General features: G+C 62.2%; 16 protein-coding genes. 10 read left to right on the top strand and 6 right to left on the bottom strand.

The features are described 5' to 3' along the window. The first annotated feature begins 2 nt into the window (after positions 1–2). From cyoC to AC5XE7_RS18740, 7 genes are all read left to right on the top strand, one after another. A complete protein-coding gene (gene cyoC, locus AC5XE7_RS18770) occupies positions 3–635 on the top strand; it encodes a cytochrome o ubiquinol oxidase subunit III (protein WP_495367180.1) in 633 nt (210 codons plus the stop codon). Further along, the gene (gene cyoD, locus AC5XE7_RS18765; RefSeq protein ID WP_495367181.1) at positions 632–1,027 is read left to right on the top strand and encodes a cytochrome o ubiquinol oxidase subunit IV; all 396 of its coding nucleotides are present in this window, start codon (positions 632–634) and stop codon (positions 1,025–1,027) included. The genes cyoC and cyoD overlap by 4 nt, the downstream gene beginning before the upstream one ends. Beyond that, entirely contained in the window at positions 1,024–1,803 is a 780-nt protein-coding gene (locus AC5XE7_RS18760) for an SURF1 family protein (protein WP_495367182.1), read from the top strand. The genes cyoD and AC5XE7_RS18760 overlap by 4 nt, the downstream gene beginning before the upstream one ends. A gap of 56 nt (positions 1,804–1,859) precedes the next feature. Then, positions 1,860–3,128: an ATP-binding protein gene (locus tag AC5XE7_RS18755; protein ID WP_495367183.1), complete on the top strand. Its 1,269-nt coding sequence runs from the start codon at positions 1,860–1,862 to the stop codon at positions 3,126–3,128. Continuing rightward, the gene (locus AC5XE7_RS18750; RefSeq protein ID WP_495367184.1) at positions 3,121–3,654 is read left to right on the top strand and encodes a response regulator transcription factor; all 534 of its coding nucleotides are present in this window, start codon (positions 3,121–3,123) and stop codon (positions 3,652–3,654) included. The genes AC5XE7_RS18755 and AC5XE7_RS18750 overlap by 8 nt, the downstream gene beginning before the upstream one ends. A gap of 239 nt (positions 3,655–3,893) precedes the next feature. Beyond that, a complete protein-coding gene (locus AC5XE7_RS18745) occupies positions 3,894–4,805 on the top strand; it encodes a sulfurtransferase (RefSeq protein ID WP_495367185.1) in 912 nt (303 codons plus the stop codon). 100 nt (positions 4,806–4,905) lie between these two features. Beyond that, positions 4,906–6,096: a YeeE/YedE family protein gene (locus AC5XE7_RS18740; protein ID WP_495367186.1), complete on the top strand. Its 1,191-nt coding sequence runs from the start codon at positions 4,906–4,908 to the stop codon at positions 6,094–6,096. Between the two features lie 123 nt (positions 6,097–6,219). On the opposite strand, the gene AC5XE7_RS18735 is transcribed toward AC5XE7_RS18740, so the two are convergent. Continuing rightward, a complete protein-coding gene (locus tag AC5XE7_RS18735; RefSeq protein WP_239801370.1) occupies positions 6,220–6,804 on the bottom strand; it encodes a helix-turn-helix domain-containing protein in 585 nt (194 codons plus the stop codon). A 262-nt stretch (positions 6,805–7,066) separates the two neighbouring features. Between AC5XE7_RS18735 and AC5XE7_RS18730 the strand changes: the two genes are divergently transcribed. Beyond that, entirely contained in the window at positions 7,067–8,269 is a 1,203-nt protein-coding gene (locus AC5XE7_RS18730; RefSeq protein ID WP_495367187.1) for a glycine C-acetyltransferase, read from the top strand. Positions 8,270–8,285: 16 nt separating this feature from the next. Next, complete coding sequence (gene tdh, locus AC5XE7_RS18725; protein WP_495367188.1) at positions 8,286–9,308, top strand: L-threonine 3-dehydrogenase; 1,023 nt, start codon at positions 8,286–8,288, stop codon at positions 9,306–9,308. 211 nt (positions 9,309–9,519) lie between these two features. Here tdh and AC5XE7_RS18720 read toward each other — a convergent pair whose 3' ends face one another. Together AC5XE7_RS18720 and AC5XE7_RS18715 are read right to left on the bottom strand one after the other, a co-directional pair. Then, the gene (locus tag AC5XE7_RS18720) at positions 9,520–10,524 is read right to left on the bottom strand and encodes an ABC transporter substrate-binding protein (protein ID WP_495367189.1); all 1,005 of its coding nucleotides are present in this window, start codon (positions 10,522–10,524) and stop codon (positions 9,520–9,522) included. A 1-nt stretch (position 10,525) separates the two neighbouring features. Then, positions 10,526–11,356 carry an ABC transporter permease gene (locus AC5XE7_RS18715; protein ID WP_495367207.1) on the bottom strand — a complete coding sequence of 277 codons (831 nt, stop codon included), beginning with the start codon at positions 11,354–11,356 and terminating at the stop codon, positions 10,526–10,528. Between the two features lie 346 nt (positions 11,357–11,702). Between AC5XE7_RS18715 and AC5XE7_RS18710 the strand changes: the two genes are divergently transcribed. Beyond that, on the top strand, positions 11,703–14,105 hold the full coding sequence (locus tag AC5XE7_RS18710; RefSeq protein ID WP_495367190.1) for a membrane-bound PQQ-dependent dehydrogenase, glucose/quinate/shikimate family: 2,403 nt from the start codon (positions 11,703–11,705) through the stop codon (positions 14,103–14,105). A 105-nt stretch (positions 14,106–14,210) separates the two neighbouring features. Here AC5XE7_RS18710 and AC5XE7_RS18705 read toward each other — a convergent pair whose 3' ends face one another. The 3 genes from AC5XE7_RS18705 to nikC are packed head-to-tail and all read right to left on the bottom strand — an operon-like array spanning position 14,211 to position 16,707. Then, positions 14,211–14,963: an ABC transporter ATP-binding protein gene (locus AC5XE7_RS18705; protein ID WP_495367191.1), complete on the bottom strand. Its 753-nt coding sequence runs from the start codon at positions 14,961–14,963 to the stop codon at positions 14,211–14,213. Continuing rightward, entirely contained in the window at positions 14,960–15,793 is an 834-nt protein-coding gene (locus AC5XE7_RS18700) for an ABC transporter ATP-binding protein (RefSeq protein ID WP_495367192.1), read from the bottom strand. Before AC5XE7_RS18700 ends, AC5XE7_RS18705 begins: the two co-directional genes overlap by 4 nt. Next, positions 15,790–16,707 (bottom strand): nickel transporter permease, encoded by a 918-nt coding sequence (nikC, locus tag AC5XE7_RS18695; protein WP_425291416.1) that lies wholly within the window; start codon positions 16,705–16,707, stop codon positions 15,790–15,792. The genes AC5XE7_RS18700 and nikC overlap by 4 nt, the downstream gene beginning before the upstream one ends.

Here is a 16,707-nt window from a genome sequence, read left to right as displayed (position 1 = left end):
CGATGAGCGCCACGACCCGGACCATGGACGGCGCCGAAGCGCCCGTCTTCTACCTGACGGAAGACCACCACCACGAAGAGGGCAGCGGCACGCTGCTCGGCTTCTGGCTCTACCTGATGAGCGACTGCCTCATCTTTGCCTGCCTGTTCGCGATCTATGGCGTGCTTGGCACCAGCTATGCCGCCGGACCCGCGCCGAAGGACCTGTTCGACCTGCCGCTGGTCGCCGTCAACACGGCGATGCTGCTGTTCTCCTCCATCACCTACGGCTTTGCCATGCTGGAGATGGTGAAGGGCAATGTGCGCACCACACTCGTCTGGCTCGGCATCACCGGCGTGTTCGGACTCGCCTTCCTCGGCATCGAGCTCTACGAGTTCCATCACCTGATCCATATCGGGGCGACGCCGCAGCGCAGCGCGTTCCTGTCCTCCTTCTTCACGCTGGTCGGCACGCACGGCCTGCACGTGACCTTCGGCATCATCTGGCTGGTCACGCTGATGGTGCAGGTCGGCAGGTTCGGGCTGATCGAGGCCAACAGGCGAAGGCTCATGTGCCTTTCGATGTTCTGGCATTTCCTTGACGTCATCTGGATCGGCGTCTTCACCTTCGTCTACCTGCTGGGAGTTCTGCGATGAGCGCGCCCATTACCCATCACGAGGGTGCCCATCATGAGGATGCCCACCACCATGCGGGGGGGGGGCATGCCCACGGTTCGCTGAAAAGCTATCTGATCGGCTTCCTGCTCTCCGTGGTCCTGACCGCCATTCCGTTCTGGCTGGTCATGGGCGACGTTCTGGACAGCAGGCAGTTGACCGGTTTCATCATCGTCGGCTTCGCGGCGGTGCAGATCGTCGTGCACATGATCTTCTTCCTGCACATGGACACGCGTTCGGAACAGGGCTGGACCATGATGGCGCTGATCTTCACCATCATCGTCGTCGTCATCGCGTTGTCCGGTTCGCTATGGGTCATGTACCACCTCAACGCCAACACCATGCCGTTCCACGACATGCAGCAGATGCGGTGAACGGGCGGTCCGGGAACCGTCCTCCGGCCAGAGTTATATTTCTGGCCGGCGCCGCGCTTGTCTGCGCGGCCCTTCTCGCCGCGCTCGGCATCTGGCAGGTGCAGCGCCTGCAATGGAAGCTCGACCTCATCGCCCGCGTCGAGGCGCGCGTGAATGCCGAGCCCGTCGCAGCACCCGGCCCCTCCGGCTGGAACGCGATCTCCCCGGCCTCCCACGAATATCTGCGGGTGCGCCTGCATGGCCGCTTCCTGCACGATAAGGAAGCGCTCGTTCAGGCCGTGACCGATCTGGATGGCGGATATTGGGTGATCACTCCGCTCGTGACCGATGACGGCTTTACCGTTCTGGTCAACCGCGGCTTCGTCACGCCGCAGTTCCGCGATCCCGCAACGCGCGCTGAGGGCGCGCCGGAAGGGGAAGCCACCGTCACCGGCCTGTTGCGCATGAGCGAGCCGGGCGGCGGGTTCCTGCGCCACAACGATCCGCAGAACGACCGCTGGTTTTCCCGCGATGTTGCCGCGATTGCCACCGCGCGCGGATTGCAGGACACCGCTCCCTATTTCGTCGATGCGGATGCGACACCCAACGCAGGCGGCTGGCCGCGGGGCGGCCTCACCCGCATTACCTTCTCCAACAGCCATCTGGTCTATGCGCTGACATGGTTCGCGCTGATGGGAATGGCGCTGGCGGCGACCTGGTATGTGCTGCATGAATGGCGGCGCAGGGAGCTTAAGGCACCCCGCCCGCCCGATGGCGGAACACAAGGCGACGAGTGAGAGGACACTCAGCCGAATGCGGATCTTGGGGAGGAGGAACCTGACGGATGCCGGCCATGGAAATGACCAATCGCAAGAATCTCATGCTGCTGGTGCAGCTTCGCTGGCTGGCGGTGATCGGCCAGGTGGCGACCATCCTCATCGTGCATTACGGCATCGGCATCACCCTGCCGCTGGAGCCGATGGCGGCAATCGTTCTGCTGCTGATCCTTCTCAATGGCGCAACGCTCGCCCGGCTGCGCAACGAGAAGGCGATTTCCAATGTCGGGCTGTTCATGGAACTGCTGCTCGACGTCGCCGCGCTCACCGCCCAGCTTTATCTCAGCGGTGGCGCGGCCAATCCGTTCGTGCTGCTCTATGTGCTGCAAATATCGCTCGGCGCCACGCTGCTCGATACACGCTCGACATGGGCGCTGGTGGTGCTTGCCAGCATCGCCTTCCTGCTGCTGATGGTGTTCAACAGGCCACTGCTGCTGCCCGGCGGCGATGCCGACGAGTTCTTCAACCTGCATGTGCAGGGCAGCTTCATCAGCTTCGCCCTGACCGCCTGCCTGCTGGTGCTCTACATCACGCGCATCACCCGCAACCTTCAGGAGCGCGATGCCCATCTGGCCGACCTGCGCCGGCAGGCGGCCGAGGAGGACCATATCGTGCGAATCGGCCTGCTCGCTTCCGGCGCCGCGCATGAGCTGGGCACGCCGCTTGCCACCCTGTCTGTCATTCTCGGCGACTGGCGGCGCATGCCTGTTTTCCGCAAGAATGAGGAACTGGCCGAAGAAATGGCCGAAATGCAGGCGCAGCTAGATCGCTGCAAACAGATAGTCTCCGGCATTCTCGTCTCGTCGGGTGAGGCGAGGGGCGAGGGCACGATCCGCACCACCGTGCGTGACTTCTTCGACGACGCCGTGCTACAATGGCGCGCCAGCCGGTCGCCAGCGAAGTTGGATTATGACAACGCCTTCGAACCGGACACCGCCATCGTTTCCGATGCGGCTCTCAGGCAGGTGTTGTTCAATCTGTTCGATAACGCTCTGGAAGCCTCGCCCGCATGGGTGGGCTTTTCCGTCAGCCGACAGGAGGACAAACTGGTAGTCGTCGTCAGGGACGCAGGACCCGGCTTCAGGCCGGAAATGCTCGAATCATTCGGCAAGCCCTATCAGTCGAGCAAGAACCGGCCGGGCAGCGGGCTGGGGTTGTTTCTCGTCGTCAACGCCGTGCGCAAACTCGGCGGTATGGTCTCGGCATGCAACAATTCACGCAGGGGCGCGTTTGTGACCGTAACCCTGCCTCTGGCAGCTCTTTCCGGAACGGATCGCCATGGATAGTGCCAGATCCCTGCTGATCGTGGAGGACGATGCGGCTTTCGCGCGCGCCCTGCGGCGCTCCTTCCAGCGGCGCGGCTATGAGGTGGATGTCTGCGAAGGGCTGGAAGCCCTGCCCGATGCGCTGGAGGGCACACTGCCCGATTACGCGGTGGTCGACCTCAAGCTCAGCGTCGGCTCGGGCCTGAAGGCCGTCAAGATGCTGCATGACCGAGCCCCGGAAATGCGCATCGTGGTGCTGACCGGCTATGCAAGCCTTGCCACGGCGGTAGAGGCGATCAAGCTCGGCGCCTGTCACTATCTCGCCAAGCCCGCCAACACCGATGAGATCGAAGCCGCATTCGGCAAGATGGAAGGGGATGCTGACGTGGCTCTGACCCGCCGCAAGACCTCGCTCAAGACGCTGGAGTGGGAACGGATCCACGAGACGCTGGTGGAAGCCGAGTTCAATATTTCGGAAGCCGCGCGGCGTCTCGGCATGCATCGCCGCACGCTTGCCAGAAAACTTGAGAAACGCCGGGTTTCCTGACCTCCGATTACTTGCAGGAATATTGCCGATAAACCTGACCGGGAAGTCCATCGCCGCTTCCCGGCCATAGGTGTTTCTTTCCCGGAAACAACAGATACGGATTGAATTTGTTCAAAACCGGTAAATGCGCGCAATCCGACCTGTCTCCCTTCCGATTATTGGGATCGGTTTTCTTTCCTGCGCGCCCATAGCGGGCGAAACTGCGCACTTCGTAATGACACTATAAGGAGTGCAACGTTATGAACTTCCTGAGAAGAGCGGGGGTGTTGGTGGGCGCCTTCTTCATGGTTGGCGCGGCACATGCGGCCGAACCTCTGGTAACGGCAGACTGGCTGCAGGATAATCTGGAAAATAAAGACGTTCGCGTCTTCGAGGTCAGCGTCGATACCGGCGTTTACGAACGCGGCCATATTCCCGGCGCCGTTCACCTCGACTGGCACACCGAACTGGTCGATCCGACCCGGCGCGACATTGCCTCGCGGGAGGATTTCGAGAAGAAACTGCGCGAAGCGGGCGTAACGGCCGATACGCATGTCGTGCTCTATGGCGACAACAACAACTGGTTCGCCGCATGGGGCGCATGGGTATTCAACGTCTACGGCATCGAGGCCAGCCTGCTCGACGGCGGCCGCAAGCTGTGGGAAGCGAAGGGGTTGCCGCTCGACACCGCAGCGCCCCAATATGCGGCCTCGGAGATCGTGCTTTCCGAGCGCAATGATGATCTGCGCGCGCGCTTCACCGAAGTGCTCGACATCGCCGAGGGCCGCAAGCAGGCGAGCCTCGTCGATATCCGCTCCAACGACGAATATACCGGCAAGGTTTTCGCGCCTGAAGGCGTGAAGGAACTGGCCGTGCGGGCCGGGCACATTCCCGGCGCGGAAAACGTGCCGTGGGGCTCCATCGTGCAGGAAGACGGCACCTTCAAGCCGGCCGAGGAAATCAAGGCCATCTATGCGGCCAAGGGCATCGACGGCTCGAAGCCCATCGTCACCTATTGCCGCATCGGCGAGCGTTCCTCGCACACCTGGTTCGCCCTCAAGCGCATCCTCGGCTACGACGTGAAGAACTATGACGGCTCGTGGACCGAATATGGCAACGCCGTCGGCGTGCCGGTCGTCAACGTGGCCGGCACCGTCTGGACCGGAAAATGACCGTTCCGGCGTAAAGCGTCGCAACATACCCATGAAGACCGGAGGCGGGCGTTCGAGTGCCCGCCTCCTTGTCCGTTTCATACCTGCAGGGGAGGATGCAATGAAATCCGGGGCAACAAGAACGCTGGCGCCGGTCGTGCTGCTGTCTGGCATAGCCGTTCTGGCATGGTTTCTTCACGGCCAGCCCGGCGGGCGCGATCTCTCCTTTTCCCTGCTTGCCGGTGCTGCCTTCGGCATAGTGCTTCAGCGCGGACGCTTCTGCTTTCTGTGCAATTTTCGCGATTTCGTGGAAAAGCGCGACCCGCGCGGACTGCTTGCCATCGTCGTGGCGCTGGCGGCCGGCGTCGCCTTCTATCACGCGGTGATGATGGCGTGGGTGCCGGTGCCGCAGCCCGGACGCCTGCCGCCCAACGCGCATATCGGACCGGTCGGGCCGGTGCTGGCTTTCGCAGCGCTCGCCTTCGGCATCGGCATGGCCATATCGGGCTCCTGCCTGTCGGCGCATCTCTACCGGCTGGGAGAAGGCTCGCCAAGCTCGCCCTTCGCGCTCATCGGCGCCGGCATCGGGTTCTTCGTCGGCTTTCTCACATGGAACCCGCTGTTCACGCTCGCAATCTATGCAAGTCCGGCCATCTGGCTGCCGCAGCGTCTGGGCTACACCGGCACCCTGCTCGTCAGCCTTGTGCTTATCGCTGTCATCGGCCTGTTGCTGCTGCGCTTCTCCGGCAATCCCGAAGCGGCTGCCCCGAGCCGTTACGATTTGCGCGGCACGGCCGGAAAACTGTTCGTGGACCGCTGGCCGCCCGTCACCACCGGGCTTCTGGTCGCCATCATTTCGGCCATCGCCTATCTGCGGGTGGCGCCGCTCGGCGTGACGGCGGAACTCGGCAGCATCGTGCGCACCGCCGGTTCGGCATCCGGCCTGCTGCCCGACACGCTCCACGGTCTCGACCTGCTGCGCGGCTGCGCCACCGTGGTCAAGCAGACATTGCTGTCCGCGAACGGCGTTTTCGTTCTGGGTCTGGTCATCGCCAGCTTCGCCGCGGCACTGGCGGGCGGACAGTTCCAGCCACGCCGCCCGACGAGCCGCGATGTCGGCAAGGGGCTGGCCGGCGGCATCCTGATGGGCTGGGGTGCCATGACCGGCCTTGGCTGCACGGTCGGCGTTCTTCTCTCTGGCATCCATGCCGGCGCCGTTTCGGGCTGGGTGTTCCTGATCTTCTGCGCATTGGGCGCATGGATCGGCATGACCGTCTCGCGCCGGCTGGGCAAGGTGGCCCCGGCAGCCTGAACCGCTTAAAGCGTCTCGCGATCTTTCAGACTCGCTCCTTACGCTTTAAGTTGCTGTTTTTACGCGTGTCGTCATCCCGAAACAGGTTCCCACTTTCGGGCGGCATGCTTTAGCGAACGCGGTTCAGGCCTTGAGTTCGTGCAGCACCACCATCAGGGCGCGGGCGGTCTGCCTGCCGGTGTTCCTGATCTCATGGGCGACATCGGCGCGGTAGCGCGCAGTTTCGCCCGTCGCCAGCTTTTGCGACCCATGCTCCGTTTCGACCAGCAGGCCCTCGCTGTAAGCCGTGAGATGCTCGAACGTGCCCGGAGCATGGGGCGCGCTCTGCAGCATGCAGCCGGGCGCAATCTCCACCTCATACCATTCGACCTGACCGGCCAGCATGGGCGGGCTGAGAATCCGCAGCCGCCACGCGCCTTCGGGGCTCTTGATCTCCGGCGTCAGCGCCAGTGTCACCAGATCGATGCCGTCAGGCTTGCGCTGCTGCGAGGTGCCGCCGGCCAGCAACTGCGAGAAATCGATACCGAGAGCCTGGGTCAGCGACCACAGGACCGCGAAAGTGGGATTGGCTTCGCTGCGCTCGATCTGCGACAGCATCGAGCGCGACACGCCCGAAAGCGCGGCCAGACGGTCGAGCGTCAGATGCCGCTTCTTGCGCTCTGCCTGAATGACGGGCCCGATCTTCGGCGCTTCGTTCACACTGTCCATTTCATCTTTTCCAAAGCAGCAGGCCAGAAGAGAGAGCTGTCGGCCGCCAGACTGCAAAATCGGAACCGTTCTTCCGCTCAATCCGTTGCCTGATCAAGATGCAAGGGGCCGCTTTTGTGCATCTGAAACACTGGATGGCCTCATTCATCGCACCGGATACCGGCTGCATGGTAGCCCACCCAAGAGGCCGGCATAAAAACTCCTCTGGATTTAACATCAAATCCACTATATTGGAAATTCCAATTTAACGGATGAGAAGCCCATGACACCGGATTTCCTTTCCCACATCGAAGGCGTGCTCGCCGGCATCGAGGCGGACGGGCTTTACAAGCGCGAGCGCCTGATCGCAGGTCCGCAATCCGGCCGCATCAGCGTCAAGGGACCGGATGGCGAGCGGCAGATGGTCAATCTGTGCGCCAACAACTATCTGGGCCTCGCCGACAATGCCGAGATCAAGGCGGCCGCCCGGCAGGCGCTCGATGATTACGGGTTCGGCATGGCCTCCGTGCGCTTCATCTGCGGAACGCAGACGTTGCACCGCGAGCTCGAACATGCCGTCGCTGCCTATCTCGGCAAGGACGACGCCATTCTGTTCGCCGCCTGCTTCGATGCCAACGGCGCCCTGTTCGAGCCGCTGCTCGGTCCCGAGGACGCCCTCATCTCCGACAGCCTGAACCACGCCTCCATCATCGACGGGGTGCGCCTGAGCAAGGCAAAGCGCTTCCGCTATGCGCCGGGCGACATGAACGATCTGGAGGCGCAACTCAGGCAGGCGGATGCGGAAGGCGCCCGCTTCAGGCTCATCGTCACCGACGGCGTGTTCTCGATGGACGGCCACATCGCCCGCTTGCCCGAAATCTGCGATCTGGCTGATCGCTTCGGCGCGATCGTGGCCGTGGATGACTGTCATGCCACCGGCCATCTGGGCGAACAGGGGCGCGGCACGCCCTCCCTGACGGGCGCCGGCAACCGCGTCGACATCGTCACCGGCACCTTCGGCAAGACGCTGGGCGGCGCCATGGGCGGCTTTATCGCCGCTTCGCAGCCGATCATCGATCTTCTGCGCCAACGGGCGCGGCCCTATCTGTTTTCCAACAGCCTTGCACCAGCCGTCGCCGCAGGGTCGCTGAAAGCGATAGAAATCGCCCGCCAGGCCGACGACCTTCGCGCCCGCCTCGCCCGCCACACCGCGCGCTTCCGCGAAGGCCTCACCGAAGCCGGCTTCACGCTTCTTCCCGGCGAAACGCCGATCATTCCCGTCATGCTTGGGGATGCCGTGCTGGCGCAGCGCATGGCCGGAGCCCTTGACGAACGCGGCGTCTACGTCGCCGGCTTCTTCTATCCCGTCGTGCCGCAGGGCAAAGCGCGCATCCGCACCCAGATGTCGGCCGCGCTGACGGATGAGGACGTCACTTTCGCCATCGACGCTTTCAAGGATGCCGGGCGCGCGCTCGGCATCATCTGACCCGCAGGAGCACCCCATGCGCGCACTGGTCAAAGCCAAGGCGGAACCCGGCATCTGGATGGAAGAGCGCCCGATACCGGAAATCGGCCCCGACGACGTTCTCATCAAGGTGAACAAAACCGGCATCTGCGGCACCGACATCCACATCTACAACTGGGACGAATGGGCTTCCAGAACCGTGCCCGTGCCCATGGTGACCGGCCATGAATATGCCGGCGAGATCGTCGAGGTCGGTTCCCACGTCCGCGACTTCAGGGTCGGCCAGCGGGTGTCCGGCGAGGGCCATGTCATCGGCATGCGCAGCCGCGCCAGCCGGGCCGGCCGCTATCACCTCGATCCCGAAACGCGCGGCATCGGCGTCAACCTGCCCGGCGCGTTCGCCGATTACGTGCGCGTGCCGGCCTTCAATGTCGTGCCGCTGCCCGACACGATAGACGACGAGCTCGGCGCCATCCTCGATCCGCTCGGCAACGCCGTGCATACGGCGCTCTCCTTCGACGTGGCCGGCGAGGACGTGCTGATCACCGGCGCGGGACCGATCGGCATCATGGGCGCCGCCGTCGCGCGTCACTGCGGCGCGCGCCATGTCGTCATCACCGACGTCAATCCGGCACGGCTGGAACTCGCCAGCGAGGTCGCCGACGTGACACCCGTCAATGTCGCGAAAGAGGAACTGCGCGACGCCATGGCAAGGCTTGGCATGCGCGAGGGCTTTGACATCGGCTTCGAGATGAGCGGTGCGCCGGCCGCCTTCGAGCAACTTATCGACCACACGCTGATGGGCGGGCGCATCGCGCTGCTTGGGGTGCCGGCCAAGCCCTTTTCGTTCGATCTCGGCAAGGTCGTATTCAAGATGATCACGCTGAAGGGCATCTATGGGCGTGAAATGTTCGAGACATGGCACAAGATGCTCGCCATGCTGGAAAGCGGCCTCGACGTGCGCAAGGTGATCACCAGCCGCATGAAGGCCGAAGACTATGAACAGGCCTTCGCCAATGCCGCCGCCGGGGAAGCCGGGAAGATCGTTCTGGAGTGGTGACGGAGATCGGCACATCAAAAGGACGCCGTATGATACATGCCCGGCTCCCCTTTCGCGCATGACGATCAAAGCCACAGTTCAATGGCGTTAAAGTGCTTCCTGCGCCTTAAAGCATTTCTGCTTTTCCCTGAATCGAAAAAATGCCATATCTCTTTGTTTTAGCTGCATTTATGCGACGTCAGATGTTCCCATCCAGCGTCGCATAAATGCTCTAACGGCTGACGGGATCGCCCTTGTCCGAAATCCCGATCTTCTTCAACACCCTGTCGACAGGCGCGAAATCGCCCCATGCTCCCGGCAGGACTAGGTCCCTGTTGTCGTATTTTTCCGTGCGGTAGAGCCAGACCTGAGTGAAATCCATCTCCTTGCGCTGAAGCCCGCCATTCACCGTCCAGCTTCCGGCATAGATTTTCGCCAGTTCCTCCAACGTATCGCGGCCTGTATCCGGACGGGCGCGCGTCATGGCATCGACCCACTTCCCGGGGTCCGCCGCGTAGTCACGGGCCGCCATCGTCAGCGCCTCAAGCACCGCATCAAGCTCATCGGCGCGTTCGGCGATGACGCCCCGCGGCACCACATTCACCTTGGAAACGATAGGCGCCGCACTGAAATATGTATCAACATCGACCAGTATCTTCAGGTCCTTACGATCAGGCATCGCAGTGAACACGCCGATCGACATGGTCGTGGCATCGATCCGGCCCTGCGCCAGTGCCTGACCGCGCACATTCGGCTGGCCCAGCGGCACGAACTCGATCTTGTCGGGCTTGGCGCCGAGATACTGCAGAACCGTCCATGACAACGTATGATCCAGGCTGTTGGGACGGCCGACACCGAATTTCCGGCCTGCCATGGTTTCAAGGGTCAAATCCGCCCGACCGGCAATGATGTAGGGAATGGCCTTGTCGGTCGAACCAACCGCTTTCAGATCCGTGACGCCACCGGTGTAGAGCCCCAGCAGGCTGTCCACCGAGATGTTGGCCATCTCTCCGCCACCAGTGCGCAACGCAGTTACCGCCATCGGCGTCTGTTCAACCGGGATCAGTTCGACATCTACGCCTGCACGTTCGAAATAGCCCTCGCTTTGTGCGAGATGCAGCACCGAGTTCGGAACCAGCGGGGCCTCCTTGCTTGTGACGATGATGCGAAACGGGTCCGCCATTGCCACACCGGTCATGAGCACGCATGCCAGCGCGCAGGCAATCACAGTCTTCATTTCACTCTCTTTCACTGATGAGGCCTGCCCGTCGCGCGAAAAAGGTTTCGACGTACCGCAGGAGAGCCGTGGTAAAGATGCCGATCAGGGCAAGCGTGATGACGATCACGAAATAGCGCGGCATGTTGAAGGAGTTTCCATAACCGACCAGCAACCCGCCAAGCCCGGTCATTGCAGTGTAGATTTCAGCCACCACGCAGGCCGCCAGCGCATAGCCTGCACCGACGCGCATGCCCGCAACCATCTGTGGAAGCGCAAGAGGCCACACCACTGCGAGCAGTGCACGCAGCCGCGTGGCGCCAAGATCAAGCGCGGCCTCTTCGTAATCGCCATCGATCTGCCTCAGCGCGGCGTGGCCATTGATTGCCACGGGCAGAACGGCGCCCAGAAACACGATCGTCACCTTGGCGGGCTGGTCCAGCCCCATGAGTGCCACGACCATGGGCATGAACGCGATGTTGGGCACCGAACCGAGCAGATCGAGCAGGGGATTCAGCGCGCGCCCGAGAAGAGGGGATAGTCCCATTACCAGCGTCAGCGAAAGCCCTGCCGCCACGGCACCAAGAAAGCCCCGGAAAAAAACCGAGAGCGTTTCGCCTATTCCCACAATATATTCGTTATGTCTGTCTGCCAGCATCCAGTAAAGAGCTTCGAAGGTCTCATAGGGAGATGCAAATGTTGCTGCAGGATATTTTTCCCCCAGCAGGAACCATACAATGCACACAAGACAAAAAAGCAAAATGAGAAGAACTTTTGCTTTGTCGATGCTGGTCAGAAAATCTTTCGCGACACCCAGTTCTTCAGAAAGAACGGCAGTAAAACGCGCCATCATGATAAACACCAGCCTTTCCCGGATGCCCGGACCATGTGGCTTTGCCGATTTGCGTCATGCGTATCGGCCTGCGTCGGTTTCCGATGACGCGTTGGCTTGAACGGTGCTCTAAGTCGGAATATAGCCCAATGCAAGTTTCGCATTTGCGCAAGGTTCTGTGCCTGCGCCAGTCGTGGACCTGGCGCTTATCAGACACCCAGCAGTTCCTATGTAAGGACGAAACTGACTGGACGACCGTTTGCCTTAAAGCGCATCAGCCCTCTCCAGTTCTGTGTAGACGGCCCCACGCTGGGGCCGTGTGGACAATGCCAACCTCGCTTCCACGTGCGATCAAGGAGACTACACCGTGGCTTCCGATGCTAAACCTGAGACGACGGGCCGATGGGCCCATATCATACTGGGGGTGCTGTTTGCCCTTTCCGGCCTCTACTTCGCTGTTGGAGGAGGCATTCTCATCGCGCGCGGCGGTAGCTGGTACTATCTGATCTGCGGACTTGCGATTCTTGCGCTGGCCTGGGGCCTGTTCCGTAACAAGCTCTATGTCGGACCGCTCTACGCCATTATTTTCGTGGCGACGCTCGCATGGTCCTTCTGGGAAGCGGGGCTCGATTTCTGGCCGCTCTTTACCCGCCTTTTCATCTTCCTCGTGGCTGGTGCACTTCTGGCCTTCGCAATCCCTTCGCTGCGCCGCAATGCAGGTGCCGAAGGGAAAACCGGGCTCCACGCAGCGATTGGCGGCGTGCTTGCGGCAGCTGCCATTGTCATGTTCGCCGGCACGTACAAGGATCGCGGAATCTACAACGCGCCCGCCCCGACCGCAGCTGCTGCTGTAACACCTGAAACCGAGCACAGGAACTGGGACAACTACGGCGGCAATGCCGAAGGCGAGCGTTTCGTCGCGCTCGACCAGATCAACCGTGACAATGTGCAGAATCTCGAAGTGGCCTGGACGTATCGCCATGGCGACATTCCCGAGAGCCCCAACGGTCTTGGCCGCGAAGATCTCAACACACCGCTTCAGATCGGCAATACCGTTTTCTTCTGCACGCCCAAGAACAACGTCGTCGCGCTGGATGCGACCACGGGCGAGGAAAAGTGGAAGACCATCATCGATTCCAAGCTTGGCAACTGGGCGCGCTGCCGTGGCATTGCCTATTATGACGGCACCGGCGCCGAGCCAAACCGGGCGCAGGCGGGCGTGGAGAAGCGTTTCGGCTATGTCGCAAACACCGATCCGGGTGTCTGCCCGCGTCGCATCCTCACCAACACGGTCGACACGGAACTGATCGCCATCAATGCTGACACGGGCGAGTTCTGCTCCGACTTCGGCACCAACGGTCGCGTCAACCTGTATGACGGCATGGGTGAGGGTCCCGGCGACTACAAACAGACATCGGCGCCTACACTCGCCGGTGATGTCATTGTCGTCGGCGGCTTCGTCTCCGACAACGTTTCAACGGAAGTGCCCTCGGGCGTCATCCGCGCCTTCGATGTCAAAACGGGTGAACTGCGCTGGGCATGGGATTCCGGCAACCCGGCAATTACCGGCGCGCCAACACCCGACATGCCCTACACACGCGGTTCTCCCAATGTGTGGGCGCCAATGTCCTACGACCCGCAGACGGATACCGTCTTCCTGCCGATGGGCAACAATTCGCCCGACCTGTGGGGCGGCAATCGCGACGAGAACCGCGAGCGCTATTCCGCATCGATCGTGGCGCTCAATGCTTCCAACGGCCGCCCTGTCTGGCACTACCAGACCGTGCATAACGATCTGTGGGATTTCGACATCCCCATGCAGCCGACCCTGACCACCTTCCCCAAGGACGGTCAGGACGTGCCTGCTGTCATCTTTGGCACCAAACAAGGCATGTTCTTTGTCCTTGATCGCAAGACAGGCCAGCCACTGACCGAGGTGGAGGAACGCCCTGTTCCCGCAGGCAACCTCAAGGGTGAGAAGTATTCTCCCACCCAGCCCTTCTCGGTCGGCATGCCACAAATCGGCAATGAACTGTTCACTGAAGCGGATATGTGGGGCGCAACACCCTTCGATCAGCTTCTGTGCCGGATCGACTTCAAGGGCATGACCAATTATGGCCTGTTCGTTCCGCCCGGGCTTGAAAAGCAGCTGTTGCTTCCCGGCTCGCTGGGCGGGTTCAACTGGGGCGGCATCTCGGTCGATCCGACGGGTCACACCATCTTCGTCAACGACCTGCGTCTGGGCCTGCGCCTTCAACTCGGGGAGCGCACGTCGGAGGACGAGGTGCTGCCGGCCGGCACCAGCCTGCCAATGGCGGGAACACCTTACTATGTGAAAGAAAAGACCCGCTTCTATTCACCGCTCGGCATTCCGTGCCAGGAACCGCCCTTCGGTACGATGACGGCAATCGATCTCAAGACACAGAAGATCGCCTGGAGCGTACCCGCAGGCACGGTGAAAGATGCCTCGGTTCTCGGCTTCAAGCTGGGCCTGGGCATTCCCGTCGGGCTTCCCACCATTGGCGGTTCGATGGTCACGCAGGGCGGCGTTCTGTTCTTTGCCTCGACGCTCGACTACTATCTTCGCGCCTACGACAGCTCGACCGGCAAGGAACTGTGGAAAGGCCGGCTTCCCGTCGGTTCGCAGGCAACCCCGATCAGCTACAAGTCACCGACGACCGGTGAGCAGTTTGTCCTGATCAGCGCCGGCGGAGCCCGCAACTCCGACGACCGCGGCGACTACGTCATCGCCTACAAGCTCAGGAAGTAAGGCTGTAAGACACTTGGCCATACAGAAAACCCGCCGGCAATCCGGCGGGTTTTTTTATTGTCCGGCATCGGCTTCATGCACAGGGAAATCCTCGCCAACAGGTACTCAGACACTGCGCTGGAAGCCCTCGCTGGCGACAAGCAGATTGCGGGTATAGTCCTGGCTCACATTGCGGCTGACGAGATCGGCGGAGGCCAGAAGCTCCACCTCGCGTCCATGCTGCATCACCATAAGCCGGTCGCACATATGGGTGACGACGGCGAGATCATGGCTGACCATGATGAAGGTGAGGTTGCGCGCCGCACGCACCTCTTCCAGAAGGTTCAGCACCTCGGCCTGCACCGATGCATCGAGCGCCGAGGTCGGCTCATCCAAAAGCAAGATCGACGGTTCGAGGATCAGGGCGCGCGCGATCGCCACGCGCTGGCGCTGGCCGCCCGAAAGCTGGTGCGAATAGCGGAAGCGGAAGCCGGAGCTCAGCCCCACTTCTTCCAGCGCCCGAACGATGCGTTTCTCCGTATCGGCAAAGCCGTGAATCGCCAGCGGCTCCAGCAACAGCCGGTCCACCGTCTGGCGCGGATGCAGGGAACCGTAAGGATCCTGAAACACCATCTGCACCTGACGGTAGAATTCCTTGCTGCGCCTGCCATCGAGCGTCTTGCCGTTGACCTGAATAGTGCCGCCGCTGATGGGAGAAAGGCCCGCCACGGCGCGCAACAGCGTCGACTTGCCGGAGCCGGATTCGCCGACGAGTCCGAAGGATTCGCCGGGCGCCACCGTCAGGCTCACCTCCTTCAGCGCCACGAAATCCTCGAAGGTGACGCTCAGCCGTTCGATTTCGAGAGCCGGTGCCGTCATAGCGCCCACTCCGGCCTGCGGTCGAGAACGGGCAGGGGATGGCGGTCATTGTCGATACGCGGCATGCAGTTGAGCAGGCCCTGCGTGTAGGGGTGTTTTGCCTGCGCCAGTTGTCCGGCGGCAAGCTCTTCCACGATGCGCCCCGCATACATGACGAGCACGCGGTCGCAGAAGGAAGACACCAGCCTCAGGTCATGCGAGATGAAGATCAGCCCCATGCCGCGATCGGCCACCAGACGATTGAGAATGCCCAGCACTTCGAGCTGTACCGTGACATCGAGCGCCGAGGTCGGCTCGTCGGCGATCAGAAGTTCGGGGCCGGCCACCAGCATCATGGCGATCATGGCGCGCTGGCCCATGCCGCCCGACACTTCATGCGGATAGAGATCAAAGACGCGTTCAGGATCGCGGATCTGCACGGCGGCCAGCATGTCGAGCGCCCGCTTGCGCGCTTCGCTCCTGCCGATCCGTTCATGCGTCTTGAGCGTCTCGACGATCTGACGGCCGATGGTCATCACCGGGTTCAGCGAATATTTCGGGTCTTGCAGGATCATGGCGATGCGGTTGCCGCGCAGCGCCCGACGTTCAGCTTTTGGGATATTGATGAGATCGATGCCGCTGAACTCCAGCTTCTTCGCATTGATCTGACCGTGTTCGGCTGTCAGGCCCATGATGGCGCGTCCGGTCTGCGATTTGCCGGAACCGGATTCGCCCACGATGCCCAGCCGCTCACGTCCTAGCGTGAACGATACCCCTCGCACCGCCTCGATCACGCCCGTGCGAGTGGGGAACGAAACGCGCAGATCCTCGACTTCAAGAAGCGCGCTCATTGGCCGCTTCCTTTCGGATCGAGCGCATCGCGCAATCCGTCGCCCAGCAGGTTGAAGCCGAGGCTGACGATCAGGATGGCGAAACCCGGCATGGCGGCCACCCACCACTGATCGAGGATGAAGCGACGGCCGGACGCAATCATCGCGCCCCATTCGGGCAGCGGCGGCTGCGCGCCAAGGCCGAGGAAGCCGAGCCCGGCGGCGGTGAGGATGATGCCCGCCATGTCGAGCGTCACCCGCACGATCAGCGAGGAGATGCAAAGCGGCATGATGTGGCGCAGCACGATGCGCCATGGCGAAGCGCCCATCAGCCGCACCGCCGAGATGTAGTCGGAATTGCGCACCGTCAGCGTTTCGGCCCGCGCGATACGGGCATAGGGCGGCCATGAGGTGATGGCGATTGCGATGATGGCGTTGCCGATGCCGGGGCCGAGCGCGGCGACGAAGGCCAGCGCCAGAACCAGCTTCGGGAAGGCGAGGAAGATGTCGGTGATGCGCATCAGAACCGCATCCACCCAGCCGCCGGCATAGCCGGCGACCGTGCCGACCAAAAGGCCGATGGGGGCTGCGATGATCGCCACCAGCAGCACGACCTGCAGCGTCAGGCGCGACCCGTAGATCAGCCGCGAGAGGATGTCGCGCCCCTGATCGTCGGTGCCGAGCCAGTGTTCCGGCCCCGGCGGCAACAGGCGCTTGCCGGCAAGATCGCCGACATAGGGCGAATGGGGTGCCAGCGCGGGGGCAAAGATCGCCACCAGAACCAGCGCCAGAATGATCAGCATGCCGAGCACGGCAAGCTTGTTGGCCGTAAAACGCCGCCATGTCACATAGGCGCGGCCGAGCCTTGCCTGCAGGCGTGACTGCGGCCTGTCGGTGAGCAGCCACTGGCGGCGGGTCATCGTCGTTTCGCTCAT

It is taken from the genome of Aquamicrobium sp. YD-1-mutant5 (assembly GCF_059509755.1).
The sequence above is the reverse complement of the archived record's forward strand: the minus strand, read 5'-3'. Positions and strand labels throughout refer to the sequence as shown.

Coding starts and splice junctions, on each gene's coding strand:
- cyoC (WP_495367180.1), top strand. CDS start 3: ATGAGCGCCACGACCCGGACCATGGACGGCGCCGAAGCGCCCGTCTTC.
- cyoD (WP_495367181.1), top strand. CDS start 632: ATGAGCGCGCCCATTACCCATCACGAGGGTGCCCATCATGAGGATGCC.
- AC5XE7_RS18755 (WP_495367183.1), top strand. CDS start 1,860: ATGGAAATGACCAATCGCAAGAATCTCATGCTGCTGGTGCAGCTTCGC.
- AC5XE7_RS18750 (WP_495367184.1), top strand. CDS start 3,121: ATGGATAGTGCCAGATCCCTGCTGATCGTGGAGGACGATGCGGCTTTC.
- AC5XE7_RS18745 (WP_495367185.1), top strand. CDS start 3,894: ATGAACTTCCTGAGAAGAGCGGGGGTGTTGGTGGGCGCCTTCTTCATG.
- AC5XE7_RS18740 (WP_495367186.1), top strand. CDS start 4,906: ATGAAATCCGGGGCAACAAGAACGCTGGCGCCGGTCGTGCTGCTGTCT.
- AC5XE7_RS18735 (WP_239801370.1), bottom strand. CDS start 6,804: ATGGACAGTGTGAACGAAGCGCCGAAGATCGGGCCCGTCATTCAGGCA.
- AC5XE7_RS18730 (WP_495367187.1), top strand. CDS start 7,067: ATGACACCGGATTTCCTTTCCCACATCGAAGGCGTGCTCGCCGGCATC.
- tdh (WP_495367188.1), top strand. CDS start 8,286: ATGCGCGCACTGGTCAAAGCCAAGGCGGAACCCGGCATCTGGATGGAA.
- AC5XE7_RS18720 (WP_495367189.1), bottom strand. CDS start 10,524: ATGAAGACTGTGATTGCCTGCGCGCTGGCATGCGTGCTCATGACCGGT.
- AC5XE7_RS18715 (WP_495367207.1), bottom strand. CDS start 11,356: ATGATGGCGCGTTTTACTGCCGTTCTTTCTGAAGAACTGGGTGTCGCG.
- AC5XE7_RS18705 (WP_495367191.1), bottom strand. CDS start 14,963: ATGACGGCACCGGCTCTCGAAATCGAACGGCTGAGCGTCACCTTCGAG.
- AC5XE7_RS18700 (WP_495367192.1), bottom strand. CDS start 15,793: ATGAGCGCGCTTCTTGAAGTCGAGGATCTGCGCGTTTCGTTCCCCACT.
- nikC (WP_425291416.1), bottom strand. CDS start 16,707: ATGAGCGAAACGACGATGACCCGCCGCCAGTGGCTGCTCACCGACAGG.